The following is a 25,656-nucleotide window of genomic DNA, read 5'->3' on the forward strand; positions in this document are numbered from 1 at the left end:
CCGCCGGCGCCGTCGATCACTGCTCGGTCAGGGTGACCTCGTCGCAGTAGCCGTCGCCGGTTCCGGAGACGAGGTGGCAGTAGATGCGAGCGGTGTTCACACCTGCCCCTGTCGTGAAGGTCGTCGACTGCTTCGAGTAGGTGCTCGACGTGGTCGAGGCGCTCGTGACGGCGGAGCCGTTGTAGAGCTTGGCCTCCAGTGCCGTCGTGGTGCCGGCGGTCTGACTCGCGATCGCGCCGCTCAGCCGGTAGGTCGTGTTCGGCTTGAGGGTGTAGATCAGCTGCCAGAGGGTGCCGCCGCTCAGGGACGAGTTCGTCAGTCCGGCGGCGTTGCCGTTGGACGACGTGCCCGTGAGCGAGAAGTCACCGTTGCGCCAGGGCACGGTGTGGCCGGACTCGAAGTTGCCGTTGATGACATGGTTCTTGACGGGGGTGACGGCGAGGTCGTCGCAGTAGCCGTTCCCGCTGCCCGAGCTCTTGTAGCAGTACAGGCGCACGGTGCTGTTCGCCGCGCCGGTGGTGAAGTCGGCGGAGACGAATGTCCAGTCGGTGCCGCTGGCGCTTGCCGACGTTTCGAGGCCGCCGGTGTTCTTGACTCCGACGTTCACGACCTCACCGGCGACAGCGGACTTCACCCAGCCCGAGACGCGGTACGTCGTCCGGGGCGCGACGGGGACGTAATTCTCCACGGAGGCCGGCGAGGGCCCGACCCGGGCCGCGTAGGTTCCGCTGTGGGCGCCCGAGTTCACCACCGAGGCGGAGTTCCACGCGCTCCACGCCGTGAGCGACCCCTTCTCGAAGCCGAGGTTCTCGTTCGCGAGGCAGGTCGCGTCGTTGGGCGAGCTGAACTGGTCGGCGCCGATGTCGGGTGCGCAGACCGAGGGAACGGGAGATCCCCAGTAGTCCTTGCCGCCGTTGTCGGGGATGACGACTCCCGCGCCGATGGCGGGCGATGACGCGGTGAGTTGGTAGCCGTCGACGGAGCCGATGCCCGTGCCGCCGCTGCCGGGCGAGACCAGCAGGGGATCCGCGGTGATGTTCCCGTTGCCGGTCGGCTCACTCGCCGGGTGGTTGCCGTAGAAGAGGTTGTTGCGCCAGGAGAAGTTCGAGGCCGGCTGGCCGGAGGTGTAGACGTAGCCGCCGCTGCCCAGGTTGTAGATGAGGTTGTTGGCGAGGGTGAGGTCGTTCCAGGCGCCCGAGACCTCGAAGACGTTCGCGGTGGATCCCGAGGGGATGTAGATGGTGTTGTTGTAGAACTTGGAGTCCTGGGACCCGAGCATGTTGATGACGCGGAGGCGGTCGTCCTCGCTGACGTTGTAGCGGACCACCGCGTTGCTGCTGAGGCGTGACCCGCCGCCGCAGCCGCAGAAGAGGATGAACCCTCCCTCGTTGTCGTGGCTGTAGTTGTACTGGACGATGGTGCCGTCCTGCCCGTAGTCGACGTCGAAGCCCTGGCCGTCGGGGTTCCCGGAGTTCTTCTTGGTCCCGTACGCCTCGTTGTACTGGATCACGGTGCCGTCGGAGTCCCAGGCCCAGATGCCGGCGTTCGCCGCGTTGCTTGCCTTCGCCGCGTTGTAGACGACGTTGTGCTCGATGAGGGCGTCCTTCGACATCTGCACGACGATGCCGTCGCCGTCGGTGTCATGAACGGTGTTGTTCCTGACGACGACGCCGGTCCACGGGGTCCAGGCGGGGTTGTTGCAGCCGATGGACGGCCGGCACAGCCATGTGCTGGACATGTTGATGCCGCTGCGGGCGATGTTGGCCACGGTGTTGCCGTCGATGACCACGTCGTTGAAGGCGCTGGGCGTCGTGGTGCCGAGAACGGCGAAGAGGATTCCGGCGCTGCCGTCGACCTCCTTCGAGTTGTTTCCGTTCACATCGTGGATGTTGAGGTTGCTGATCTTGTAGTGGTTGCCGGTGCCGTAGTTCTCCAGCACCACGTAGACACCGCGCCGCGCGTTCGCGCCCTTCACGGCGCCGGTGTTCGTGATCTCCAGGTTGGAGATCTCCCAGTACTCCTGGTTGTGCAGGTAGATCGCATCCGTGGCACCGCCCGCGGCGATGATCGGCAGGGCGCCGGTGCCGTAGGCGTCGATGGAGATCGACCCGCCTGCCGCGCTGCCCGAGCCGAGCGGGTGCAGGGTGCCGGAGCAGGTCGTCCCCCGCTTGAACAGCAACTGGTCACCCGGGGCGAACGTCGTCGCGTTCGGGCCCGCCAGTGAGTTCCACGGCGAGGAGGAGGTACCGGTCCCGTTGGATGCCGCCGAGCAGTCCACGTAGTAGGAGGTGCCCGCCGCGTGGGCTTGCACAGCCGGCGTGAGCACTACGGCGGCACAGGCGAGCAGCATGGTGACGACCAGGCCTGCGATGAAGCGTCTTATGTCGGTGACATGTCTCATGGTGCTTCTCCCCGTACAACATTGTCGGGATGGGTGGTTGGGCTCGCCGTGCTCTTGCGGAGCGCGGCGACGATCGCCTGCGTCGGAGCGGGCTGGTTCGCCCAATCGGCGGCCACGTGTCCGTCGGCGCTGATCAGGAGTGTGTGGAGCTGTCCGTCCATGGACAGCCGGGTGCCGGCGGAGGCCGAGTCCGCGGCGACCACGAGTTCGGGCGGGATGGACCAGTTCGCCGCGAAGTTCTTCAGCGCGCCGTCGGTCGTGTGGCCGTCGGAGTCGGTGATGAGGACCCGGACGTCCGGATACTGCAGCGCCACACTCTTCAGCGACGGGATCTGGCTCCGTGCGTGCGCGGCGTCGACGTCTCCCTGGTCGTCGACGGGGAGGGCGGCTATGAGGGTCGGGCCGGAGACGGCGATCCGGTTCCCGTCGAGCAGGGTCACCCCGGAGCCGGCCGGTTGTTCTTCGGCTTGGCATGCGGTGACGAGCAGGAGCGCGGGGACGAGCAGGAGCGCGGCGACGAACGGGATCATCGCCGTGCGACGGGCCCCCTTTGTCGCTTGTCGGATTCCTGTCACCGGACCGGCCCTTCGAGGGGAAGGATGGGGGCCTCAAGGGCTTCGTCGCGGTCGCACACGAGGGTCTCTCCGCTCACCCGCAGGCGGGCGACCTGGATCGAGCTCCGGCGGTCGTTGTCGTCGCCGTGGTGTACGGCGCCGTCGTCGGACTGCCCCGGGTGCGTGAAGTAGAAGACGTAGGCGCCGAGTTCACTGGTGACGACATCGGCGTGGTAGCCGTATCCCCCGTCGTCCGGGCCCTGCCCGGGACGGTCGAGGACGAGTCCCCGCGGTTCCCATGTCTGAAGGTCCCGTGAGTGAAGAACCCGCTGTCCACGCCATTCGTCGACGAGCATCCAGTAGCTGCCGCCGAGCTCGAAGACGTTCGGGCCTTCGTGCTGCGAGCACTCGACGGCGGGCCCACGGACGGTCCACCGCGCCAGGTCGTCGCTGTCCGCGGCGTAGGTGTGCGCGTGATCGGCCTCGTCCTTGTACCACATGCGGTAGCCACCTGTGGGAAGCCGCAGGACGCAGGCGTCGATCACCCTCTCGGACGAGAGCGACAAGGTGGAACGGTAGGTCCACGAGAAGAGGTCGTGGCTCGTGTAGTGACGGATCACGCGCGCATGGCCCGCCCACTGGGTCGGAACACCGCGGATCACACTGACGAACATGTGGTACTCGGTTCCGTCGTCGACGATCTCGGGCGCCCAGTAGGTGTGGCGCCCGGGCTCGATGTCCAGCCCCTCGGCGATTCCCCGGTACAGCCAGGTGGCTCCGCCGTCCGCGGAGGACGCGATCCCGATGTCGGTCCCGTGGACCCAACTCACGTCGTTCATCGGCGGCGCGTCGGCGCGCCGGCTCGTGTAGAACATCCACCACTCGCCGGCGTGCCGGTTCCAGATGACGGTGGGGTCGGTCGCCCCGTCGTGAACGGGATCGCGGAACAGGGGGCGGGCAACGGCTGTCATCGGTACTTCCCAGGGGTGAGGACGACGGTGTCCCAGGACACCGGTTGCGGTCGTGCGGTCGGGGTGTGCCCGTAGGTCGAGGACACGGAGATCGTGTGGGCCTGAGGCCCGCCGTGATCCCGATGGCCCGGCACGCGGCCGGCAGGCCCATGAGCCGGTGGCGGCGACGTCGAGGACGGCGACGGCGCCGGCCCATGGGCGGTCGGCTCGTCGACGTCGTCAGGCGTGCCGGCGCGTCAGACGGATCATGTTCCAGGAGAGCGGTTCGAGTTCGGCATGGAGGACTCCGTCGGTGACGGCCGTGCCGGTGGCGGTGTGCGGGGTGACACGGTCGGGCCGGTCCGCGGTGTTGGTGGCCTCCGGGTCGCTGTCGGCCAGGACGAGGTGCTCCACCAGGGTGTGGGCGTCGACGCCGCGCAGGTCGATCTTCAAGGGAAGGGCGTCCGTCTGGCCGCGGTTGACCGCGAAGACGGTGATGTCGCCCATCTCGTCGTCGATCACCGCGGTGGCGTGCAGCAGCGGCACCTCACCGAACCTGGCCGTGGCGTACGTCGGGCTGTCCACCTCGACGCGCAGCACCCGGCCGCGTCCGTACGCCGACGCCTGGGCGAAGGGATAGAAGGTGGTCTGGCGCCAGGCCGGACCGCCCGGCTCGGTCATGATCGGCGCGATGACGTTGACGAGCTGAGCGAGGGAGGCGGCGGTGACCCGGTCGGCGTGCCGCAGCAGCGCGATGAGCAGCGAGCCGAAGACCACGGCGTCGGTGACGGTGTAGACGTCCTCCAGCAGGCGCGGCGCCTGCTGCCACTCCTCCACCGGGTGCGGGTTGGGCCGCTTCTGGTACCAGACGTTCCACTCGTCGAAGGACAGGTTGATGCGCTTGTCCGCCTTCAGGCGGGCGCGGACGTGGTCGCAGGTGGCGACGACCGATTCGATGAAGTGCTCCATGTCCACGGCGGACGCCAGGAAGGAGTCGCGGTCACCGTCGATCTCCTCGTAGTAGGCGTGCAGGGAGACGTAGTCCACGAGGTCGTACGCGGCCTGAAGGACGGTCGCTTCCCAGGAGGCGAAGGTCGGCATGGAGGAGCTGGAGCTGCCACAGGCGACCAGCTCGAGATCGGGATCGACCTGCCGCATGGCGCGGGCGGTCTCGGCGGCGAGGCGGCCGTACTCCTCGGGCGTCTTGTGGCCGGTCTGCCACGGGCCGTCCATCTCGTTGCCCAGGCACCACATCCGGATGCCGTACGGCTCTTTGCCGCCGTCGGCGATACGGCGGTCGGACAGTTCGGTGCCGCCGGGGTGGTTCGCGTACTCCAGCAGCCGTACCGCGTCCTCCACGCCTCGCGTGCCGAGGTTGAGGGCCATCATGGGCTCCATGCCGGTCTTACCGCAGAAGTCCATGAACTCGCCGAGGCCGAACTCGTTGGTCTCGGTGGACTTCCAGGCCAGGTCCAGCCGGGCCGGGCGCTTCTCGCGCGGGCCCACGCTGTCCTCCCAGCGGTAGCCCGAGACGAAGTTGCCGCCGGGGTAGCGGACGGTGGTGACGCCGAGCTCGCGGACCAGCGCCAGGACGTCCTGGCGCAGGCCGTCCGCGTCGGCGGCGGGGTGGCCGGGCTCGTAGATGCCGGTGTAGACGCAGCGGCCCATGTGCTCGACGAACGATCCGTACAGACGAGGGTTGACAGTGCCGACGTCGAACGCCGAGTCGAGGGTGAAGCGGGCGGCGGAGGTTGTGCCGTGCTCGGACATGACTGCCTTTCGGACGTCGCTTCGGACGTCGCTTCGGACGTGACAAAGAGGAGGGTGGGAGGAGAGGGCGGTCAGAGCGCCAGTGCGCAGACCACCGAGGGGGCGGAGATCGGCGGGTGGGGTGGGGTCAGGGTTCCGTCGTTCAGGACCCGCAGGACGGCGAGTGAGCCGCTGTGCTGGTTGGCGACGAGCAGATGACCGTCCACCAGAGCGAGGCCGCGGGGCCAGGTGCCGCCGGCGGAGACCTCGCCGAGCGGTTCCAGGGCGCTGCCTGCGAGCCGGAACGCGGCGACCGTGTCCGCGCCGCGGTTGGTCACCCACACGAAGCGTCCGCAGGGCGATGCGACGATTCCCCCGGGCTGGTTGACGACGTCCTTGGCTGTCGTGGCGGGTACGGAGGAGAGAGCGGTCAGGGTGCCGTCGGAGGCGTCGTAGCGGTGGCAGGTGACCGTCGAGGACAGTTCGTCGGCGCTGAAGACCAGGTCACCGCCGGACGCGAAGGCGAGGTGGCGGGGGCCGGATCCGGCGCGCATGGGGTTCACCGCGGCCCGCTCGAGGGTGCCGGTGCGGGTGTCGAGCCGGTAGGTGAACACGGCGTCCGCCCCGAGGTCCACAGCCAGCACGAAACGGCCCGCCGGGTCGACGAGTACCTGATGGGCGTGGCTGCCCTCCTGCCGTCCGGCGACCGGTCCCGCCCCGTGGTGGACGACGAGATCGGCCGGCGCCAGCAGGCGTCCGTCCGTGCCGAGCCGGTGCACCGCGACAGTGCCCGGCGCGGTGTCGCTGCCGTAGTTCGCGGTCAGCAGCCACTCGCCGTCCGGGTGGACGGTGAGGTGGCACGGGTTCGCCCCGCCGCTGTTCATCGGGTCGCCCAGCGGGGACAGGGTGCCGTCGCCGTCTCGGGCGACGGCGCTGACGGTTCCCGTCTCGGTCTCGTTGGTGCTGTAGACGACGCCCAGCGACGGGTGCGCCGCCAGGAACGAGGCCCCGCTCACGGGCAGCGGCTCCACCTCGTCGTACGAAAGGCGTCCGGTCGTGGGATCGAGCCGCAGGGCGGCGATGCCGGGGCCGCTGCCGCCGGAGTCGGGGGTGTAGGAGCCGGTGAGGACGGGGATCGCGCCGGTGAGGGAGCTGGTGCGCATGGGTGGTCCTGGGAGGTTCATCGAGCAGGGCGGGTGGAGAAGGTCTCAGCGGACGATGTCGTCGTGGTGGTCCAGCAGCTCCAGTTCGGCGCGCCGGGGCAGGCCCTCCCAGTCGCCGGCGGTGCTCACCGCGAAGGCGCCGAGCAGGGCCGCCGTCCTCAGCCTTCGTTCCGGGGGCTCCCCGGCGAGGAGTTCGGCGAGGTACCCGGCGGCGAAGGCGTCTCCCGCGCCCACCGAGTCGTGCACGCGGACCGGTATGGCGGGCTGCCGGTGAGAAAGTCCGTCGAGGAGGGCGTACGCCCCTTCGGCGCCGAGCTTGATCACGGCCCCGCCGGGTCCGAGGTCGCAGATGCCCTTGGCGAGTTCCTCCGGTCCGTCGGCGCCGGGCACGACGAGAGCGGCCTCGTGCGGTCCGGCGAAGACCAGGTCGCTCCTGCGCAGCAGGGGCAGCAGGATCGCCCGGGCCTCGGTCTCGCTCCACAGCCGGGAGCGGAAGTTGACGTCCAGTGAGATGATCGCTCCGGCGTCGGCGGCGATGTCCACAGCACGGGTCACGGCCGCGGCGGGGCCCTCCCCGAGTGCCGGGGTGATGCCCGTGATGTGCAGCACCGCCGCCCCCGCGACGACGTGCTCGGGGATGTCGTCGGCGGTCAGCCGGGCTCCGGCCGTGTGGGTGCGGTAGTAGCGCGTACGGCTGTGGGTGGAGGTGCGGTGTTCCTTCAGCAGCAGGGAGGTGGGGGCGGGGTCGCGCACGGCGATGGTGGTGACCCCTTCGGCCTGTAGTTCCCGCAGGACGAGGTCGCCGAGTTCGTCGTCGCCCACCCGGCCGATCCAGGTGGCGGATCCGCCGAGTCGGCTGACCCCGATGGCGACGTTGGACTCCGCTCCGGCGATCCCCAGGCGCAGTGTCGTGCCGAGCGCGAACGGGCCGGGACCCCGGGCCGCCATGACGGCGAGCACGTCGCCGACGGTGACGAGGTAGGGCTCGCCGAGCGGGGGTGAGGAGGTGTTCACGCGCTCACCTCCCCGGCCCGCGCGGTGGCCCGTACCGCGTCCAGCAGGGTGCGCGCCCTCGTGGTGAGGGCGTCCAGTACCTGCGGAGTCGGGTCCTGGTCCGCGCCGCGCAGCAGCGGGGAGCCGATGCCGACCGCGCAGGCGCCCGCATCCAGGTAGTCCCGCGCCTCGTCGATGCCGACGCCGCCGACGGCGACGAGTGGGATGTCGGGCAGTGGGGCTCGCAGTTGGCGCAGGTGAGCGGGGCCGCCCGTGCCCGCGGGGAACAGCTTGACGGCGGCGGCACCAGCCCGCCACGCCTGGGACACCTCGGTCGGTGTCCAGGCGCCCGGGTAGCAGGGGATGCCGCGCTGCGCGACGCTGCGGATCAGCTCGGCGTCCACGACCGGGGAGACAAGGAATCCGGCTCCGGCAGCCAGCGCGTCCCGGGCCTGTCCGCTGCTCAGCACCGTGCCGGCGCCGACGGCCGCCTCGGGGCCGAGGTCGTCCTTGATGCGGGCCAGTGCGTCGAGGGCGCCCGGGGTGGTGAGGGTGACTTCGAGGCAGGTGACGCCGGCGTCCGCGAGGGACCTGGCGACGGCGGGCAGCCCGGAGGCGTCGGCCGACCGCAGGATCGCCATGACCCGGGTCCGGCCGAGCTGCGGGGTGACGGGCGGACGTTCCACCACCCCGCCGTTCCCGGAGGACGGGTCGGTGTCCTGTGTGTCGGTCATGGAAGTTCCTTTACGAGTAGGTCCATTGAGTGATCGTCTGCCCGCCCGCTACGGCCCGGGGTGTCGGTCACTTCAGTCCGGAAGTGGCGATTCCGGAGACGAAGCCGCGCTGCATGATCAGGAACAGCACGAGCACGGGAACGACGTACATCACGGTGCCCGCCGCCACGAGGTTGCTCAGCGGCTCGCCGTGCTGGGTGAAGTAGCCCTTCGCGAGCCGGACGGCGAGGGTGGTGCGGTCGTCGTCCAGCAGCAGGGCGGGAGCGATGAAGTCGCCCCAGGTCCAGCTGAAGGACAGGATCAGGCTGGTGGCGATGACCGGCCAGGACTGGGGCAGGAAGATCCGCCAGAAGATGCGGAACTGCCCGCAGCCGTCCACGATCGCCGCCTCCTCCAGTTCCTTCGGCATGTTCGCGAAGAACTGCCGGAACAGGAAGATCAGGTAGGGCGCTCCGCACAGTCCCCACAGCACCCACGGCATGTAGGTGTTGAGCAGGCCGATCTTGCCGAACAGCAGGTAGGTCGGCACGAGGGTGATGATCTGCGGCAGCATCATCGTCGACAGCAGCACACCGAAGACGATCCGCTTCCCCGGTGCCTCCAGCCGGGCGAAGCCGTATCCGGCCCAGGCGGAGGCGAGCGTCGCCAGCACGGCGTAGAGAGTGGAGACCATCAGCGAGTTGCGGGCGTAGGCGAGGTACGGCCAGAAGGACAGCGCCTGCTGGAAGTTGCCCAGGCTCGGCTCGTGCGGCCACCAGTGGATGGGCAGGACACGCAGCTCCGACGGGTCCTTGAGGGCGGTGATCAGAAGCCAGCCGAACGGGCTGAGGAAGAGGACGACGAGTCCCACCAGCACCATGTAGAGCGCAGCGCGCCGGGGAAGAACCATCACTTGCCTCCCAAGGTCCGCGGCCGCTTCCGGGCGGCTTCCGGCTCCACCGAGTAGAAGACCACGCCTCTGCTCAGCCGGAAGACGATGGCGGTGAGCAGCATGATGATCGCGAAGAGGACCCACAGCAGAGCCGAGGCGTAGCCGTACCGGCCGTCGGCGAAGTACTCGGTGAGGACGTGGATCATGAACAGGAAGTTGTCCTGGGGTACGGACGCCATGCCCTGAGGGCTGGCGTCGAGCGAGATGAACAGCGGTGCGAAGCTCTGAAGTGCCGCGATGATCCCGGTGACGACCTGGAAGAACAGCACCGGCGAGAGCAGCGGCAGGGTGATGCGGGTGAAGGACTGCCAAGGGCTCGCCCCGTCCACCCTCGCCGCTTCGAGGACCTCCTTCGGGATGTCCTGCAACCCGGCCAGCGAGATGATCATGATGTTGCCCACGCCCCACATCGTCAGCACGATCAGCACCCAGCGGGCGTAGGGATCCATCAGCCAGGACACCCCGTTGAAGCCGAAGAGGTCCAGGAGGCCGTTGGCCGCGCCCGAGTCCCGGTCGAAGATCAGCTTGAAGGTGAGGCCCGCCCCGACCGGCGGCATCACGGCGGGCAGGTACAGCAGCGTGCGGAAGACACCGCGGCCGCGCATCGACTGGTTCATCATGACCGCGAGGACGAGTCCGGCCGCGATCGTCAGCGGCACCGTAAGCGCGGTGAACAGCCCGGTGCGGGCCAGGGAGTCCAGAGTGGTCTGGTCGGTGAGGACCTCCCGGTAGTTGGCCAGGCCGATGAAACGCGGGTTCGGGGAGAGCCCGTCGGAGTTGGTGAAGCTCAGCCACAGGGCGTAGCCGAGCGGGAACGCCGTCAGGGCCAGGAAGCCCAGCATCCAGGGGCCGGTGAACACGTAGAAGGACAGGGCCCTGCGCTGCCGCAGCGAGCCGAACCGGCCGCCCGGCCGCCCGGCCCCCCGGGCGGCAACCGCCCGGGGGGCCGGCGCGGGGGCCGGCGTGGTGAGCTGGCCGGTGGTGCTCATCCAAGCACCTGCTTGCCCTTGGCGAGCTGGTCGTTCATGAGCGAGTTGAGCTTGTCCGCCACCTTGCCGGCCGAGGCGCCCGACTTGACCATCGGCGGCAGCACCTGGTTGAGCGTCGAGTCCAGGGCGGCCAGCTGCGCGTACGGGGTGAACGTGAGCACCTTGAAGTAGTCGAGCTCCTGCTGCTGCACCTCGAAGGCCTGCTTCTGGAGGGCGGTGCCCTGCGGCATCTGCGAGTGCAGGGACTTCAGGGTGGGGATGCCCCATCCGCTGCTCGCGCGGTCCTTGGCGGGCTGGCCGCCGAAGTACCACTCGAAGAACTTCCAGGCGGCGTCCTTGTTCTTGGCGCCCTTGGGGATCCAGTAGCCGGTGGCGCCGAAGGTGGGGCTGACGCGGGTGCCGCCGAACTGGGGTGCGGGGGCGAACCGGGAGACCTCGGCGACCTTGGGGTCGCCGCCGATCGCACCGCCGAACCAGTAGCCGTCGCAGGCGATCGCCATCCGGTTGGCCTGGTAGGTGGGCCAGTCCCAGCCGTCCGGGTTGGGGTTGGCGACGTTCGGGCCGATGTCGGCCTTGGTGTACTCCAGGAGCCACTTCAGCGCCTTGAGCGCCTCGGGCGAGGAGAAGTCGAGGGAGGCCATGTCCTCGGCGAACAGGCTGCCGCCGGCCGAGGCGGTCATCCCCATGAGCGTGGAGAAGTTGCCGAGTGAGGTGGCGCTGAGGCCGTACACCTTGACCTTGCCGAGCCGGCGCTTCACCAGCCGCTTGCCGAGGTCCAGCCACTCGTCGTACGAGAGCGGCTCGGTGGCGCTCGGGTGGTCCAGCTTCGCGGCATCGAACAGGTCGGTGCGGTACCAGAACATCTGGTCCTGCGAGTAGTCCTTCGCCATGCCGTACCGGGGGCCCGCGCCCTGCCGGCGGCCGTCGTAGCGCCACACGTCGTTGACCGGGTCGAGGTCGGAGGACTTGAGGACCGAGCTCTTGGCGAAGTACGGGTCCAGGTCCTCCATCAGCCCGCGTGCGGCGAAGTACGGCGTCTCCGTAGCGCCCAGGCCGCGCACCAGGTCCGGCGGGTTCTTGGCAGCCAGCATGGCGTTCAGCTTGGTGTCGTCGAAGGTGATGAACCTGATCTTGACTCCCAGGGCCTGCTCGGCGGCCTGGATGGTCTTCTTGTCGAGCTCGTTGTCCTGCGACATCACGGTGAGCGTCGTCTTGGAGCCGCTTCCGCCGCCGTCCTCGTCGCTGTTGACGCTGGCGGCGCAGGCGGACAGACCGGTCGCGGCGAACGCGGTTCCGGCGGAGAGGGCGAGGAAGCGACGCCGGTCGAGGGATGTCGTCTTTGACATGGGCATGCTAGTGGCCTTTCGTGGCGGACGTACGCGGCTACGGGACGAACGACGGGGTCCATGGCGGCATGAGGGATTGCCGCGACGAGCGAGCGGAGGGGCGCGACGGCCGGCGGAGCACCGGCTCGTTCGGCAGGGGTGTCGATGCCCTGGACCGAGCGCATCCGTCTGCGTGGACGAGTGCGTGCACCGGTTCAGCGGACCGCGGGTGCGACGGTGGTCGCGTCGGCGGTGAGCCCGGGGCATCCATCGGCCGACTGACTGCACGTCAGATGTGGCCGACAACTAGCGGTGCTGATATGACCGGTTTCCACGGTGCTGCGTATGCTTATCGCATATTTCCGTCCAAGGAAACCGGTTGACTGAAACTTTCGCGAACGTTAAGTTGCGTTTCCAGAAGGTGTCAAGAGCTAAGAACAAGTCACTCTCGGCCCGCCCCAGCGGACCAGGGCGACACCTACCGGAGGGGGAGAGCGTGCCGGAACAGCCCGTCCGTGCCAGGCTCGTGGATGTGGCACACGCGGCCGGGGTCTCCAAGGCCACCGTGTCCAAGGTGCTCAACGGTCGGCAGGACCTGTCCGTGCGGCCGGAGACACGCCGACGCATCCATGAGGTCGCCGAGGAACTCGGCTACCGGCCGCATTCCGGGGCCCGGGCCCTGGCTGGAGCCAGCACCCACGCAGTGGCCCTGCTGATCCCCGCCCTCGCCAACCCCACGTACGTCACCATCGCCCGCGGCGCCTATCAACGTGCCCGCGAGCTGGGCTACCTCTCCCTGCTGGCGGAGGACTTCGACGGTCAGGAGGCCGACGGCTCCTTCAGCGACCTGGTGCAGGAGGGCAGGGTCGACGGGCTGCTCATCGCCTCCGCCCGCCCCGGCCACCCCCTGCTGGAGACCCTGAGCCGCAGCCCGGTCCCCCATGTCTTCCTCAACCGCTCCGTGGAGGGCTCCGGCCGCAACGTCACCATGGACGTCGCGCGCTCCAGCGTGACCGCGCTCGACCACCTGCACGGCCTCGGCCACCGCGCGGTCGGGCACATCGCGGGTCCGCCCGGGATCACGCCCAGCGAGGTCCGTAAGGAGGCGTTCCTGCGCCACGCCGACGCACTGGGGCTGGACGCGGCTCCGGTCGCGTCCGGGGACTTCACCGAGGACGGCGGCGGCTTCGCCGCGCGGGAACTGCTGCGTCCCCCCGCCGGGAGCGCGCGTCCGCCGGTCACCGCCCTCTACACCAGCTCGCTCGCTCAGGCGATAGGCGCCATGGCCGCGATCAGGGACCTGGGCCTCAGGATCCCGCAGGACGTCTCCGTGGTGGGCAACGACGACCTGCCCGTGGCCGCGCACCTCCATCCCCCGCTGACCACCGTGGCGATGCCCCTGTACGAGCTGGGGACCGCCGCCGTGGACGCCCTGGTGGCCACCATCGAGGGCAGGCCGGTGGGAGACGTCGTCGTGCCGACCGAGCCGCGGCTGGTGCTGCGCGGCTCCACGGCCAGACCGGCAGGACCAGGAGGAACGCCATGACCGTCGCCGCCGCACCGGCACGTTTCACCGGCCGTACGGCCCTGCTCACCGCGGCCGCCTCCGGCATCGGTGCGGCCACCGCCCGCCGGCTGGCGGCGGAGGGAGCGTCCGTCCTGGTCACCGACGTGGACGCCGAGGCCGCCCATCGCGTGGCCGAGGAGATCGGCACCGGGGGCGGGCGGGCGAGGGATCTGCCCCTCGACGTCACCTCGCCGACCGAGTGGGCGGCGGCCGTCGCCGAGGCCGAGTCCTGGACCGGGCGCCTCGACGTCCTCCACCTCAACGCCGGGCGCAACCTGCCCGGAGCGGCGCACGAACTGGACGACGGCGCCTGGCACGACCAGCTCCGGCTCTGCCTCGACTCGGTGTTCTACGGCGTCCGGGCCGCGGTGCCCCTGCTCAGGACGGCCAAGGGCGCGGTGGTGATCACCTCGTCCGTGCACGCGGCCATCGGCTTCAAGGGCTTCCCGGCGTACGCGGCGGCCAAGGGCGGGATCGACGCCCTCGTACGGCAGTTGGCCGTCGAGTACGGAGGCCGGATCAGGTTCAACTCCGTCCTGCCCGGAGCCGTGGTCACCGCCTTGTGGGCCGAGGCGCCCGAGGAGTACAAGGCGCAGACCGCCGCGCGCACCCCCGTCGGCAGGCTCGGAGTCCCCGAGGACGTCGCCGCCGCCGTGGCCTTCCTCGCCTCGGAGGACGCCTCTTTCGTCACCGGCCAGAACCTCCTCGTGGACGGTGGCCGCAGCATCAGCTCCCAGGAGTAGGCCACCGGCCGCGCCGGACCTCGCCCGTCCCGGGCGACCGGCCGCCCCGCCCGCTCCGAGAACGACCCGGGCGCCGCAACACCCCGAGCGGACACCCCGCCGCACGCGCCGCACAGCAAGCCCCCTCGCAACACCCCTCCTCTCTCCCCCGAGAGGGCATTCCCCGCGCAAGGCCGCACATCGCACAGGACCCGGAGGTCCACACCATGAAGATCACTGGATACGAGCTCTTCCTCGTCGAACCGCGCTGGCTCTTCCTCCGGGTCGACACCGACGAGGGCATCTCCGGCTGGGGCGAGCCCATCGTCGAGGGCAAGGCCCACACCGTCGCCCGCTGCGTCGAGGAGATGTTCGACTACCTCCTCGGCCAGGATCCGGCCCGCATCGAGGAGCATTGGCAGGTGCTCGCCAAGAGCGGCTTCTACCGCGGCGGAGTCGTCCTGAACAGCGCCCTGGCCGGAATCGACCAGGCGTTGTGGGACATCGCGGGCAAGACCCACGGCGTCCCGGTCCACCAGCTGCTCGGCGGCCATGTGCGCGACCGGGTGCGCGTCTACGGCTGGGTCGGCGGCGAGACCCCCGAGGAACTGGGCGAGTCGGCGGCCGCGCAGGTCGCCAAGGGCATGACGGCGGTCAAGCTGAACCCCTGCGGCCAGCTGGAGCCGCTCGCCACACCCGCCGCGATCGATGCCATCGTGGCCGGCGTGACCGCGGTCCGCGAGGCCATCGGGCCGGACCGCGACCTGGCGTTGGACTTCCACGGCCGGTTCAGCGGCGCGATGTCCCGCCGTGTGCTCCCCTTCCTGGAGCCGCTCCTGCCTCTCTTCGTCGAGGAGCCCGTGCTGCCGGAGTTCTCCCGGGACCTCGGCGCCGTGGTGCGCTCCACCTCGATCCCCATCGCCACCGGCGAACGGCTGTACTCCCGCTGGGACTTCCGCTCGGTGCTCTCCGACGGCATCGCCGTGGCCCAGCCGGACATCAGCCACGCCGGCGGCATCTCCGAGACCCGTCGCATCGCCGCGATGGCCGAAGCCTACGACGTCCTGGTGGCACCGCACTGCCCGCTCGGCCCGATCGCCCTCGCCGCCAGCCTCCAACTGGACTTCGCCATCCCCAACTTCCTCATCCAGGAACAGGCACTGGGCATCGGCTACGGCGACAGCAGCGGCCTGCTGGACTACCTCGCCGACACCACGCCCTTCACGTTCCGCGACGGCTACATCGACCGCCCGACAGCACCCGGTCTCGGCATCACCATCGACGAGGACGCAGTCCGCGCCGCCGCCGAACGCGGCCACCGCTGGCGCAATCCGGTCTGGCGGAACACCGATGGCTCACTGGCCGCCTGGTAGCCGCACCCGGCACCACCGACCGACCCGACGTCGCTCGACACTCGAAGCGTGAAGACGGCCGTCCTGCTGTCTCACGAACAAACCGGGATCAGCAGGTCGGGTGACCCGGCGACCCGCTGCGCCTGCACCACCTGTTGATCCGGGCGACCCGGGTGCGGACCCTCGCCGTCAGCAGCACCCTCATGGCCGGACTGTCCTTGCTGATGGGCACCCTGGTCATGGTCGGCGCGGTCGGCGTCATGGGCATGGACGCCGCTCACCTGCCGCTGCTGTGGCCGTACTCGGTGTGCGCCATGGACGCCATTCGGGAAACCGATCGGTTTCATTTACTTCCCTTTGGGTTAACCTCGCGGTATGACCACTGAAGTGAAACCGAGCCCCAGGGAGCGGCTGCTGGAGGCGGCGGCCACACTCATCTACCGAGACGGCGTCGGCATCGGTATCGAGGCGCTGTGCAAGGCGGCGGGAGTGTCGAAGCGCTCCATGTACCAGCTGTTCGAGAGCAAGGGCGAACTGCTGGCGGCGAGTCTGGAGCGGCGCACTGCCGCCTACGTGGCAGCGCTCCTGCCCGCGGCGGACGACGACCGTTCCCCCCGGGAGCGGATCCTGCACGTCTTCGAGCAGGTGGAAGCGCAGTCGGGCGCGCCCGAGTTCTACGGCTGCCCCTTCCTGGCCGCGCAGATCGAGCTCAAGGACCAGGGCCACCCCGCGAGCAGGGTCGCCCATGGGGTCAAGGAGAACCTGACCGCCTTCTTCCGCGCCGAGGCCGAGCGGGGCGGGGCGAGCGATCCCGGCCTGCTGGCCCGGCAGCTCAGCCTGGTCTTCGACGGTGGCAGCGCCCGCGCGGGCATCGGCGCGGACAAGCTGACGGGACTCATCGCGCCCACGGTGATCACCCTGCTCGACGCGGCGGGCGTGCGCTGACGGACAGCCCCTCCATACGTCGAAACCTGGAGCGAGACCTATGTCGACCCCCGCCCTGGGGGGCGCGCTGCGGGGTGCGCACAGCGCCGCCGGCCTCGATCAGCAGGCGTCGGGCAGCACGGGTCAGCTCGTCGGCGGTTCCGCCGGCGCGGGTGACGTGGCAGGCGGCGGCCGCCGTGATCCGGTGACCGTGCCCGGCCGCGCCCTGACGGTCATCGCCTCGTCGTCCCTCGTACCCGTGAGCGGCCGGTTTTCCCCGACTTCCTCCGGAGTGTCAGTGGCGGTCCGTACGCTCGGCGGTATGGAGGGGGACGAAGTGCACGAAGGACCGCCGGAAGAACCGTCCGGGAAACCGCCCGTCGAAGACAGCGACGCCGAGGCGTGGCAGCGACTCAGCGCCTACGCCTACCTCAGCGCACCCGAGCGCCTGGAGTACGTCGCGGTGATGCGGGTGTTCTGCGGGACGCTGCTGGCGGATCTGGCCGTACCCGACGTACTCGCCAAGCTGGCACAGACGGGCGGGCCCGGTGCGGCTCTTGACGCCGAGACGCTCACCTCCAGGCTCGAACAGCTCGTGCGCTGGGGGAATCTGCTGCGCAGCACCCACACCGTCACGGCCACCAGCATCGCCGAGTACCAGCGCTCCCGCTCCCGCTACCAGCTGTCCAAACTGGGGGAGCGTGTACAGCGCGACGCGGACGAGGTGCTGGCCGGAGCGGACGCCGCACGCGAGGTCAGCAGCGAACTGCTCACCCTCGTCGACCGCGGCCTGCGCGAGATCGCCGACATGGTCGCGGCGCCCGGCGGCGCGGACCCGCAGCGGGCGCTGGAGCGCATCAGCACGCTGTTCGTGCAGTTCGCCGAATTCGCCGAGTCGGTACGGGACTTCTACGCCTACCTGGGCCAGGTACTCGCCCGCTACGACCTCGACGGTGCCGAGTACCAGGGCTTCAAGGAGCTGCTGCTCGACTATGTGGAGGCGATCACCGAGGACGTCTCCTTCCGTGCCCCGCGCATCGCCGCCCACCTGCGCTCGATCTGGCCGCACCTGCCCACACTGCTGTCCCGCATCGACGCGCACGCGACCGGCCTCGGAGCGCTCGCCGACGGTCTGCCCGAGACCCGCGTCCAGCGCAGCCGGGGCCGGGACCTGGCGGACTGGGAGGGGCTGCGCGACTGGTTCGCGGACAGCGACGGGCACGGCAGCCAGGTGGACCAGCTCAGGGACGCGACTCTGCGTGCCCTGCAGTCCCTCCTCGCCAACGCCAAGCGGATGCTGCGATCGGCGTCCGGCGAGATGTCCCGCCGCAAGGACCTGCTCAGGCTCGCGGCCTGGTTCGACGCCGCGGAGCCCGAGGAGGCCCACGACATCGCCGTCGCCGCCTTCGGGCTGTACGGAGCGCGGCACCTGGGGGTGGCGCCGGATCCCGACCAGCCCGTACCGGCGTACGTGAGCTGGTGGACCGGGCCCGTCGTGGACGTTCCGGTGGCGTTGCGCGAGCGGGGCAGCCGGGCCCCGCGCGGGCGCGCCGCGGCGGTCGAGGACCACAGCGAGCAGAAGCGCCGCCTCATGGAGCAGGCACGGGAGCAGGCCGAGGCGCGGCAGGCCGCGGCCGACGAACTGCGCAGCGCCTCCGGCCGCTTTGACCAGGTCAGGCTCAGCTCCGCGGCCATGCGCCTGCTGCTGGAACTCCTCACCACCGCCCTCGGCAACGCCCAACTGCACCAGGACGCCGACGACTTCCTGCTGGATGGCGCCCAGGCGGGCGACGCGGACCTCGGCATCCGGCTGACCGCGTGGCGTACTCCGGGTCGGCACACGCTCCTGCGCTCCATGGACGGCGACCTGACGGCGGACGACCTCACACTCGTCGTCGAGAGCTCTTCCTCAGCGCCCACCGCAGAGGAGGCGAGCGCCTGATGCCCCTGCCCTCCGCGTACGACGTCGCACTCGCCGCCGAGCGCCGCGCCGCCGCCCGGCTGCTCCTCGCCCACCCCCTGGTCACCAGCACCGGCCCGCACAGCGACACCTTCCCGCTCATCCGGCGCCACGCCGACTGGCTCGCCCAGCGCTTCCAGCAGGTGTTCGGCTACCGCCTGCTCGTCGAGGCGTCGTACGCCCGTTTGTTCAAGGCGGGCCTCGGCCCCGGCTCGGGCCACCGCCTTCAGCGGCCGTCCACCGGCACGCCGTTCACCCCACGGACGTACGCCTACCTGGCCCTCGCCCTCTCGGTCCTCGTCACCGCGCCGGAACAGCTTCTGCTCATGCCGTCGGCTATGACCTTCAAGTCCGGTGGCAGCCCCACGCGCATCTCCGTCCGGTGAACCTGCCCGTCACTGCGGGCAATTGACTATCTGTTCTACCGCACGGGTGTCCGCGCTCTGCCCCGCGGGCCAGGTCCTCACCGGGACACGTCGGCCCAGACGGTCTTGACGAACCTGCTGCGCGGCTCGCAGCCCCAGCGAGTGGCGTAGGCATCGACCAGGAGCAGGCCGCGACCGCTTGTTGCCGTGTCGGGCGGTGACGATGTGGCAGTGGTCGTGGAGTTGGGCAACGGGGCAGCCGATTGGTCGGCGTTCGTCATGGCAGTGAAGAGCCGGGACCTTCACTCCTGACCCGGACGGCGCATGGTTGGTCGCAGGCCGGACACTCTTCGCGTCACCCAGCTCGCCACCGCCGCGTATCCGATGCCGAACAGGAGTGAGGCGAGCAGCGCCAGCCAGCCGGAGAAGTCCTCGATCAGGGGGTAGATCTGCCAGTGCGTCAGGTAGATGTACAGCGAGCTGCTCGCCAGTACGCCGGCCACGGTGTTGACCCGGTCCAGGCTCGGCAGGCTGCGTACCCACACCAGCAGGACGAAGCCGGCCGCGATGACGGCGTCCCGGAACGGTTCGCCGGGGAAGAAGCCGGGAATGGTGGCCACCGCCGCCACGGTCACCAGCGCGCGCTGACGGGTGGTGTCCGCCTTCGCCGCGGCCCAGCCCAGCGCGAACAGCCAGAAGACCACGGCCGCCGACGGGAGGTGGATCCGGTCGCGCAGGCCGAGGAGGTCGTAGCGGGTGAGCAGGCCGAGCGCCGCGATCGTCATGGGGAGGGCGAACGGGAAGCGGCGTTCGGCGCGGTCCACGATCCGCAGGCCGAGCAGGGCGACCGCGGCCACCAGGATGTAGGTGAGGGCCTCGATGAACCAGAAGTGCATGGCCGTGTCGCTGTCGTGCGGTCCGAGGACGCTGTGCAGCAGGACGAGGTTGGTGAGGCCGTAGTCGTCGGTGAGCGGCAGGACGAGGGCGATCCAGGCGAGGCTCGGCAGGACGATCCGGGAGATGCTCCGCAGCCCGTGCCGGACGCGTTCGCGGCGCTCGGCGGACGGGGTGAGGTGGAAGCGGGCCAGGTTGAAGCCTGCGACGGCCAGCAGCAGATGGGCGCCGCCCTTGACGTAGAAGACGTGGATGTGCGATCCGACGATGAGGACGATGGTCGCGGCGCGCAGCGCGATGCCGGTCTCCAGGGTGCGCCTGCGTGAGCCCCTGGGGGGTGCCGGCTGGGCGGGAGCGGGGCCGCGGAGGTCGCGGATGGGTGTGGTGTGCCAGTCCGGTGGCAGCTGGCCGAGCACTCGTTCCAGGTTGAGCGACATCTCCACGTAGGACAGCGAGTCGCCGCCGAGCGACACGAAGCTGCTGTCCTCCGTGACGTCCGCGCGGTCGAGTATCTCGGCGTACAGCGTGCAGAGATCCGAGGGTTGTTCGTCTGGCGCGGGTCCGCGGCCGAGCTTCCGTACGGTCTCGTAGTCGGGCTTCCCCGTGGCCAGTCGGGGCAGTTCGGGCAGGACGTGGACGGCGACGGCCCGGGGCGGGAGCCCGAACTCGCCGGTCACGAGGCGTCGCACCCGACCCGCGTCCGTGTCGTTCCCGCCCGCGACGGCCACGACCAGTTCGTCGTCGGCGCCGGCGCAGAAGGCCGTGAGGCCGTGTCGGTGCAGCAGCGCCTCGACGCGCTCCGGATCGATCCGCAGGCCGAGGATCTTCACGAACCGGCTGCTGCGGCCGACGATTTCGTACAGTCCGTCAGAGGTGCGTCGGGCGATGTCGCCGGTGTGCAGTTCATGAGTGGTGCGGCCGAGGGCGAGATCCGATGCGCGCTCGGCGTATCCGAGCATGACGTTCGGGCCCGAGTAGACCAGTTCGCCGGTGTCCTGGCCGGGCCGGTCGGGGTGGGCCTCCAGACGGAAGGAGCCGCCGGGTATGGGGACTCCGATCGCCTCGGGGTGGGAGGCGGCGAGGCGCGGGGGCAGGTAGGCCATGCGGGCGGTGGCTTCGGTCTGGCCGTACATCACATACAGGTCCCAGCCGCCGCGCCGTCCCAGCTCGGCGTAGTGGGCGACACGGTCGGGGGCGAGCCGGCCGCCTGCCTGGGTGATGTAGCGCAGGTGGGGCAGGCGCAGTTCGGCGAAGCCGGTCCGGTCGAGCAGGTCGAAGGTGTAGGGGACCGCGGCGAAGGTGGTGGCGCGTGCGGCGCGGAAGAGGTTCCAGAAGCCGTCGTCGGCGACGGAGAGGCCGGTGAGGAGCAGCCCGGCGCCCCGCAGCAGATGGCTGTTGATGACCGACAGTCCGTAGCAGTAGTGCAGGGGCAGGGTGGTGGCGGCGCGGTCGTCTTTCCGGATGCCCAGATACGTGGCGATGGACTCGGCGTTGGCCTGCAGGTTCTCGTACGACAGCCGTACGAGTTTGGGTGAGCCGGTGGAACCGGAGGTGCTCAGCAACAGGGCCAGGTCCGGGTGGAGTTGGTGGGCGGAGACGGTCCGTCGTTCGTCGAGCTGCCAGCGGCCCGAGCGGTCGGGGCGGGCCACGACGTCCGGGTCGTAGGCGGCGGTCAGGGACCGCACGGCCTCGTCGTTGTCCCCGGGGACCAGCAGGACCGGGTGGCCGGCCGCGAGCGCGGCGAGGTAGGTGACGAGGGCGTCGGCCGTGTTGGCGCCGACGAGCAGCACCAGTCGCCGCCGGACGCCCAGGCGAGCGGCCGTCTGTGCGACTTTTTCGGCCAGCTCGCGGTAGGACAGTTCACCGTCGCCGGTGAGCAGCGCGATGCGGTCGCCGTGTGTGGCGAGGCGTCTGGCGAACAGCGGCGACGTGGCGCCGGGAACGCCTTGGAGCAGGTCGGAAGCGGTGAGCACAGGCGCATATTAGGTTTGCCTAACCTTTAAGGGAAGGCACAGGAACATCACAAGAGATGCATGGAGGGCTCACAGATGTGCGTTCGGAAGGGTGAGCGACTGTCGTTATCGAGCCGTTCTTGACGGTGAGGTTAGCTTTACCTTATTCATAGGGCGTTCACAGGTTCCTTCGCGGCACCGCTCCTCCGCTCGCTCTCCTTGGCCGTCCCCACGGCGCGTTGTCCGGCACCGGAAGTGAGCCATGTCAGGAAGGCTTCACCATGCGACGCCCCTCGGCCAGACGTCTCGCCGTACCGCTCCTCGCGCTCGGCCTGCTCGCCCCGGCACTCGCGGCCTGCAGCGATGAGCCGGCCGACCTCGTCATCTACTCCGGCCGCAACGAGGACCTGGTCGCACCACTGCTGGAGAAGCTGGAGAAGAAGCTCGACGCCAACGTCGAGGTCCGCTACGGCGACAGCGCCGAACTGGCCGCCCAGATCCTGGAAGAGGGCGACAAGACCGAGGCCGCGCTGTTCTTCTCGCAGGACGCCGGGGCCCTCGGTGCCCTGTCGAAGGAAGGCGTGCTGACGGCGCTCCCGCAGTCGACGCTCGACAAGGTCGACGCCGCCCACCGGGGCAGCGAGGGTGACTGGGTCGGCGTGTCCGGGCGCGTCCGCGTCCTCGCGTACCACCCGGGCAAGGTCCCCACGCCGCCGGACAGTGTGCACGACCTGACCGAGCCGGCGTGGAAGGGCAGGATCGGGTTCGCGCCGAACAACGCCTCCTTCCAGGCGTTCGTCACCGGAATGCGCGTCCTCGAGGGCGACGACGCCACCCGCGACTGGCTGAAGGGCTTCAAGGCCAACTCTCCGAAGGCGTACGAGAAGAACACGGAGATCCTCGAGGCCGTGGACTCCGGTGAGGTCTCCGTCGGCCTTCTCAATCACTACTACTGGTACGAGAAGGCCGCGGAGGAGGGCGAGGACAAGCTCACCGCCAAGCTCCACTTCCTGCCGGACGGCGACCCGGGCGGTCTGGTCAACGTCGCCGGCGTGGGCCTGCTGAAGGGCGCCGACAAGAAGGAGGCCGGCTACGCACAGCAGGCGGCGGACTTCCTGCTCGGTGAGGAGGCCCAGAGCTACTTCGCCGAGGAGACCAAGGAGTACCCGCTGTCGGCGGGCGTCGCTCCGGCGGACGGCCTGCCCGCGCTGGACTCCCTGCAGGCGCCCAAGATCAACCTCGGCGAGCTCGACTCGCTCAAGGAGACGCTGACCATGCTCCAGGAAGCCGGACTGGTCTGAGGGCAGGTCAGTCATGAAGACGGGTACCTCCGTCGGTGCAGACCCCCGTAGCCGGCCGGTGTCCCGGCTCCGGCCGGCCGGGCGGGTCCCCTGGGTGCTGGGCCTTCCGGCAGTGGTGGCCGCCGTCTTCGCGGTGCTCCCGCTCGTCTATCTCTGCGTGCGCGCCCTCGAACGCGGGCCGGGCTACGCCTGGGACATCGTCACCACCGAACGCGCCGCCCTGCTGCTGGGCCGCAGCGTCGGCCTCGCAGCCGTCGTCGTGGCGGCCTGCCTGGTGCTCGGCGTGTCGCTGGCCTGGCTGACCACCCGTACGGCTCTCCCCTGGGCGCGCGGCTGGGCCGTGCTGGTGACCCTGCCGCTGGCCGTGCCGAGCTACGTCGCCGCCTTCGCCTGGCTGTCCGCCGCCCCGCAACTGGCGGGGTTCACCGGGTCCGCTCTGTCCCTGACCCTGGTCAGCTTCCCGTACGTCCATCTGCCGGTCGCCGCCGCGCTGCGCCGCACCGACCCCGCGCAGGAGGAGACCGCCCGTTCCCTGGGCCTCGGGCCGGTACGCACCTTCTTCCGCGTCACCCTTCCCCAACTGCGCCCGGCGGCGGCAGGCGGCGCCGTCCTGGTCGCGCTCTACGTGTTCTCCGACTTCGGCGCGGTCTCGCTGATGCGCTACGACACCTTCACCCGCGGCATCTACACCTCCTACCGGGCATCCTTCGACCGGACCCCGGCCGCCGCCCTCAGCGTCGTCCTGGTGGCGCTCACCGTCGCCCTCGTCGCCGCCGAGGCACGCACCCGCGGGCGGGCCCGATACGTGCGCACCGGCACCGGCACCGCACGCCCCGCCGATCCCGCCCCGCTGGGGAAGTGGCTGGTGGCGTCGCTGAGTTGGTGCGGTGCCGTCACGGCCGCCGCCGTCGCGTTCCCGCTCACCACGCTCGGCTACTGGCTGGCCGTCGGCAACTCCGCGACCTGGGACCCGGCACGCCTCACCGAGACCGCCACGGCCACCCTCGGCGTCGCGGCCGCCGGCGCGGCGCTGACCACCGCGCTCGCGCTGCCCATCGGCGTGGTCGCCGCCCGCCACCGGGGCCGGGTCGCCCACCTGCTCGAACAGGCCGCCTACGCGGGCCACGCCCTGCCGGGCATCACCGTCGCCCTGTCGCTCGTGTTCTTCGCGGTGCGCTACGCCCACCCGCTGTACCAGGAACTCCCGCTGCTGGTCGGCGCGTACGCGGTGCTGTTCCTGCCCGTCGCGGTCGCCGCCACGCGTGCCGCCGTGCTCCAGGCACCGCCAGGGCTGGAGGACGTGGCGCGTTCCCTCGGCCGCGGACCCTGGCGGGTCCTGCGCGAGGTCACCGTGCCGCTGGCGGCGCCCGGCGTGGCGGCGGGCGCCGCGCTGACCTTCGTGGTGTGCATGAAGGAACTGCCCGCCACCCTGCTGCTGCGCCCCACCGGCATGGACACGCTGGCCACCCGCCTGTGGACCGAGACCGGAACCGCCTCGTACGCCGCCGCGGCCCCCTACGCCGCCGCCCTGATCCTGCTGGCCGCGATCCCCTCCTACCTCCTCGGGAGGCACCGCACATGACCGAACTGCGCATCGAAGGACTGACCAAGTCCTACGGCCCGCCGGCACCGCCCGTCCTGGACGGACTCGACCTGACCGTCCCCGGCGGCGCCCTGGCCGCGGTCCTCGGCCCCTCGGGCTGCGGCAAGACCACCCTGCTGCGCATCATCGCCGGCTTCCTGCACGCCGACGCGGGCAGCGTCACCGTCGGCGAACGCGTCATGACCGGCCCCGGAGTCCATCTGCCGCCCGAGCGCCGCCGTATCGGCATCGTCCCCCAAGAGGGCGCGCTGTTCCCGCACTTGAGCGTGGCCCGGAACGTGGCCTTCGGCCTGACCGGCCTCGACCGGACCACGCGCCGGCGTCGTGCGGAGGAGATGCTGGAACTGGTCGGCCTGACCGGCTACGGCGAACGGATGCCCCACGAACTGTCCGGCGGCCAGCAGCAACGCATCGCCCTGGCCCGTGCCCTCGCGCCGCGTCCGGCGCTGGTCCTGCTGGACGAGCCGTTCAACGCCCTGGACAGCGCCCTGCGCGCGGGAGTTCGCGCCGATGTCCGCGCGGCCCTGCGGCTCAGCGGGGCCACCGCCGTCCTGGTCACCCACGACCAGCAGGAAGCCCTGTCCACCGCCGACCTCGTCGCCGTCGTACGGGACGGCCGCGTGGCCCAGTGCGACACCCCGCAACAGGTCTACCGGCGCCCGGCCGACCCCTGGATCGCCGGCTTCGTCGGCGATGCCGTCCTGCTGCCGGCCACCGCGCTGGGCGGCGGTACCGCGGACACCGCTCTGGGCACCATCCCGCTCGCCACGGACACGGACACGGACACGGACACGGTGAACGGGACCGGCACCGTGCTGCTGCGCCCCGAGCAACTGGAACTCACCGAGCCCACGTCCGGCGCAGTCGGCGGCACCGTCACCGAGGTGCGCTTCTACGGCCACGACGCCATGGTCACCGTGGCCGTCGACGGCCTGGCCGACCCGGTGGACCTCCGCACGGCCGGCCCCGTCGCCGTACAGCCCGGTGAGCGGACCGGCATCCGGGTCCGGGGGGAGGCCGTCCTGCACTCGTGATGCGGGTTCTCGACGGGATGTGACGCCTGCTGCGTTCTCCGGCCCGGTCCTGGCCGGTGTGTACGCGAGGTGCACGGCCTCTGGTCACGCGGAACCTCCGCGCGGCTCGGAGGCCGTTCTCACGCATCGCGCAGCTGTCCCCGGCGTACAGCCCGACTCGTCTGCCGCACCCACCCGTCGCCCGGAGGCCCCC

21 protein-coding genes are annotated in these 25,656 nt (G+C 70.5%); 10 read left to right on the forward strand and 11 right to left on the reverse strand.

Going from position 1 to position 25,656, the window contains the following annotated elements; genetic code table 11:
- Positions 1-16: 16 nt before the first annotated feature.
- The 10 genes from IE263_RS26615 to IE263_RS26660 all read right to left on the reverse strand — a co-directional run bounded on the left by IE263_RS26615 (position 17) and on the right by IE263_RS26660 (position 11,810).
- Positions 17-2,401 (reverse strand): carbohydrate binding domain-containing protein, encoded by a 2,385-nt coding sequence (locus IE263_RS26615; protein ID WP_189940314.1) that lies wholly within the window; start codon positions 2,399-2,401, stop codon positions 17-19.
- Positions 2,398-2,931, reverse strand: a complete 534-nt coding sequence (locus IE263_RS26620; RefSeq protein ID WP_189940315.1) for a hypothetical protein — start codon at positions 2,929-2,931, stop codon at positions 2,398-2,400. The genes IE263_RS26615 and IE263_RS26620 overlap by 4 nt, the downstream gene beginning before the upstream one ends.
- A gap of 41 nt (positions 2,932-2,972) precedes the next feature.
- On the reverse strand, positions 2,973-3,926 hold the full coding sequence (locus IE263_RS26625; protein ID WP_189940316.1) for a glycoside hydrolase family protein: 954 nt from the start codon (positions 3,924-3,926) through the stop codon (positions 2,973-2,975).
- 219 nt (positions 3,927-4,145) lie between these two features.
- Positions 4,146-5,675, reverse strand: coding sequence for an arabinosylfuranosidase ArfA (arfA, locus tag IE263_RS26630; RefSeq protein ID WP_189940317.1), 1,530 nt, complete (start codon positions 5,673-5,675; stop codon positions 4,146-4,148).
- Positions 5,676-5,746: 71 nt separating this feature from the next.
- The gene (locus tag IE263_RS26635) at positions 5,747-6,817 is read right to left on the reverse strand and encodes a lactonase family protein (protein WP_189940318.1); all 1,071 of its coding nucleotides are present in this window, start codon (positions 6,815-6,817) and stop codon (positions 5,747-5,749) included.
- 45 nt (positions 6,818-6,862) lie between these two features.
- Complete coding sequence (locus tag IE263_RS26640; protein WP_308430692.1) at positions 6,863-7,831, reverse strand: sugar kinase; 969 nt, start codon at positions 7,829-7,831, stop codon at positions 6,863-6,865.
- Positions 7,828-8,544, reverse strand: coding sequence for a bifunctional 4-hydroxy-2-oxoglutarate aldolase/2-dehydro-3-deoxy-phosphogluconate aldolase (locus IE263_RS26645; RefSeq protein WP_229911174.1), 717 nt, complete (start codon positions 8,542-8,544; stop codon positions 7,828-7,830). Before IE263_RS26645 ends, IE263_RS26640 begins: the two co-directional genes overlap by 4 nt.
- Before the next feature lie 67 nt (positions 8,545-8,611).
- Positions 8,612-9,433 carry a carbohydrate ABC transporter permease gene (locus tag IE263_RS26650; protein WP_189940319.1) on the reverse strand — a complete coding sequence of 274 codons (822 nt, stop codon included), beginning with the start codon at positions 9,431-9,433 and terminating at the stop codon, positions 8,612-8,614.
- Positions 9,433-10,464, reverse strand: a complete 1,032-nt coding sequence (locus IE263_RS26655) for a carbohydrate ABC transporter permease (protein WP_189940320.1) — start codon at positions 10,462-10,464, stop codon at positions 9,433-9,435. Before IE263_RS26655 ends, IE263_RS26650 begins: the two co-directional genes overlap by 1 nt.
- Positions 10,461-11,810: an ABC transporter substrate-binding protein gene (locus IE263_RS26660; protein ID WP_308430693.1), complete on the reverse strand. Its 1,350-nt coding sequence runs from the start codon at positions 11,808-11,810 to the stop codon at positions 10,461-10,463. The genes IE263_RS26655 and IE263_RS26660 overlap by 4 nt, the downstream gene beginning before the upstream one ends.
- 475 nt (positions 11,811-12,285) lie before the next feature.
- Here IE263_RS26660 and IE263_RS26665 point away from each other — a divergent pair, with 475 nt between their 5' ends.
- From IE263_RS26665 to IE263_RS26695, 7 genes are all read left to right on the forward strand, one after another.
- Positions 12,286-13,335 carry a LacI family DNA-binding transcriptional regulator gene (locus IE263_RS26665; protein WP_189940322.1) on the forward strand — a complete coding sequence of 350 codons (1,050 nt, stop codon included), beginning with the start codon at positions 12,286-12,288 and terminating at the stop codon, positions 13,333-13,335.
- Positions 13,332-14,099, forward strand: a complete 768-nt coding sequence (locus tag IE263_RS26670) for an SDR family NAD(P)-dependent oxidoreductase (RefSeq protein ID WP_189940323.1) — start codon at positions 13,332-13,334, stop codon at positions 14,097-14,099. The genes IE263_RS26665 and IE263_RS26670 overlap by 4 nt, the downstream gene beginning before the upstream one ends.
- A gap of 206 nt (positions 14,100-14,305) precedes the next feature.
- The gene (dgoD, locus tag IE263_RS26675; protein WP_189940324.1) at positions 14,306-15,451 is read left to right on the forward strand and encodes a galactonate dehydratase; all 1,146 of its coding nucleotides are present in this window, start codon (positions 14,306-14,308) and stop codon (positions 15,449-15,451) included.
- Between the two features lie 182 nt (positions 15,452-15,633).
- Positions 15,634-15,816, forward strand: coding sequence for a hypothetical protein (locus IE263_RS50090; protein WP_373312085.1), 183 nt, complete (start codon positions 15,634-15,636; stop codon positions 15,814-15,816).
- Entirely contained in the window at positions 15,806-16,375 is a 570-nt protein-coding gene (locus tag IE263_RS26685; RefSeq protein WP_189940325.1) for a TetR/AcrR family transcriptional regulator, read from the forward strand. The genes IE263_RS50090 and IE263_RS26685 overlap by 11 nt, the downstream gene beginning before the upstream one ends.
- A gap of 40 nt (positions 16,376-16,415) precedes the next feature.
- Positions 16,416-18,296 carry a TIGR02677 family protein gene (locus tag IE263_RS26690; protein WP_229911175.1) on the forward strand — a complete coding sequence of 627 codons (1,881 nt, stop codon included), beginning with the start codon at positions 16,416-16,418 and terminating at the stop codon, positions 18,294-18,296.
- Positions 18,296-18,700, forward strand: a complete 405-nt coding sequence (locus tag IE263_RS26695) for a DUF2398 family protein (protein WP_229911176.1) — start codon at positions 18,296-18,298, stop codon at positions 18,698-18,700. The genes IE263_RS26690 and IE263_RS26695 overlap by 1 nt, the downstream gene beginning before the upstream one ends.
- A 281-nt stretch (positions 18,701-18,981) precedes the next feature.
- On the opposite strand, the gene IE263_RS26700 is transcribed toward IE263_RS26695, so the two are convergent.
- A complete protein-coding gene (locus tag IE263_RS26700; RefSeq protein ID WP_189940326.1) occupies positions 18,982-21,546 on the reverse strand; it encodes an AMP-binding protein in 2,565 nt (854 codons plus the stop codon).
- Between the two features lie 260 nt (positions 21,547-21,806).
- Here IE263_RS26700 and IE263_RS26705 point away from each other — a divergent pair, with 260 nt between their 5' ends.
- The 3 genes from IE263_RS26705 to IE263_RS26715 are packed head-to-tail and all read left to right on the forward strand — an operon-like array spanning position 21,807 to position 25,463.
- A complete protein-coding gene (locus IE263_RS26705; RefSeq protein ID WP_189940327.1) occupies positions 21,807-22,826 on the forward strand; it encodes an iron ABC transporter substrate-binding protein in 1,020 nt (339 codons plus the stop codon).
- Positions 22,827-22,884: 58 nt separating this feature from the next.
- Positions 22,885-24,408 (forward strand): ABC transporter permease, encoded by a 1,524-nt coding sequence (locus tag IE263_RS26710; protein WP_229911177.1) that lies wholly within the window; start codon positions 22,885-22,887, stop codon positions 24,406-24,408.
- Complete coding sequence (locus IE263_RS26715) at positions 24,405-25,463, forward strand: ABC transporter ATP-binding protein (protein WP_189940329.1); 1,059 nt, start codon at positions 24,405-24,407, stop codon at positions 25,461-25,463. Before IE263_RS26710 ends, IE263_RS26715 begins: the two co-directional genes overlap by 4 nt.
- The last annotated feature ends 193 nt before the right edge of the window (positions 25,464-25,656 follow it).

The sequence above is a fragment of the Streptomyces aurantiogriseus genome (assembly GCF_014649375.1).
Lineage (GTDB): Bacteria > Actinomycetota > Actinomycetes > Streptomycetales > Streptomycetaceae > Streptomyces > Streptomyces aurantiogriseus.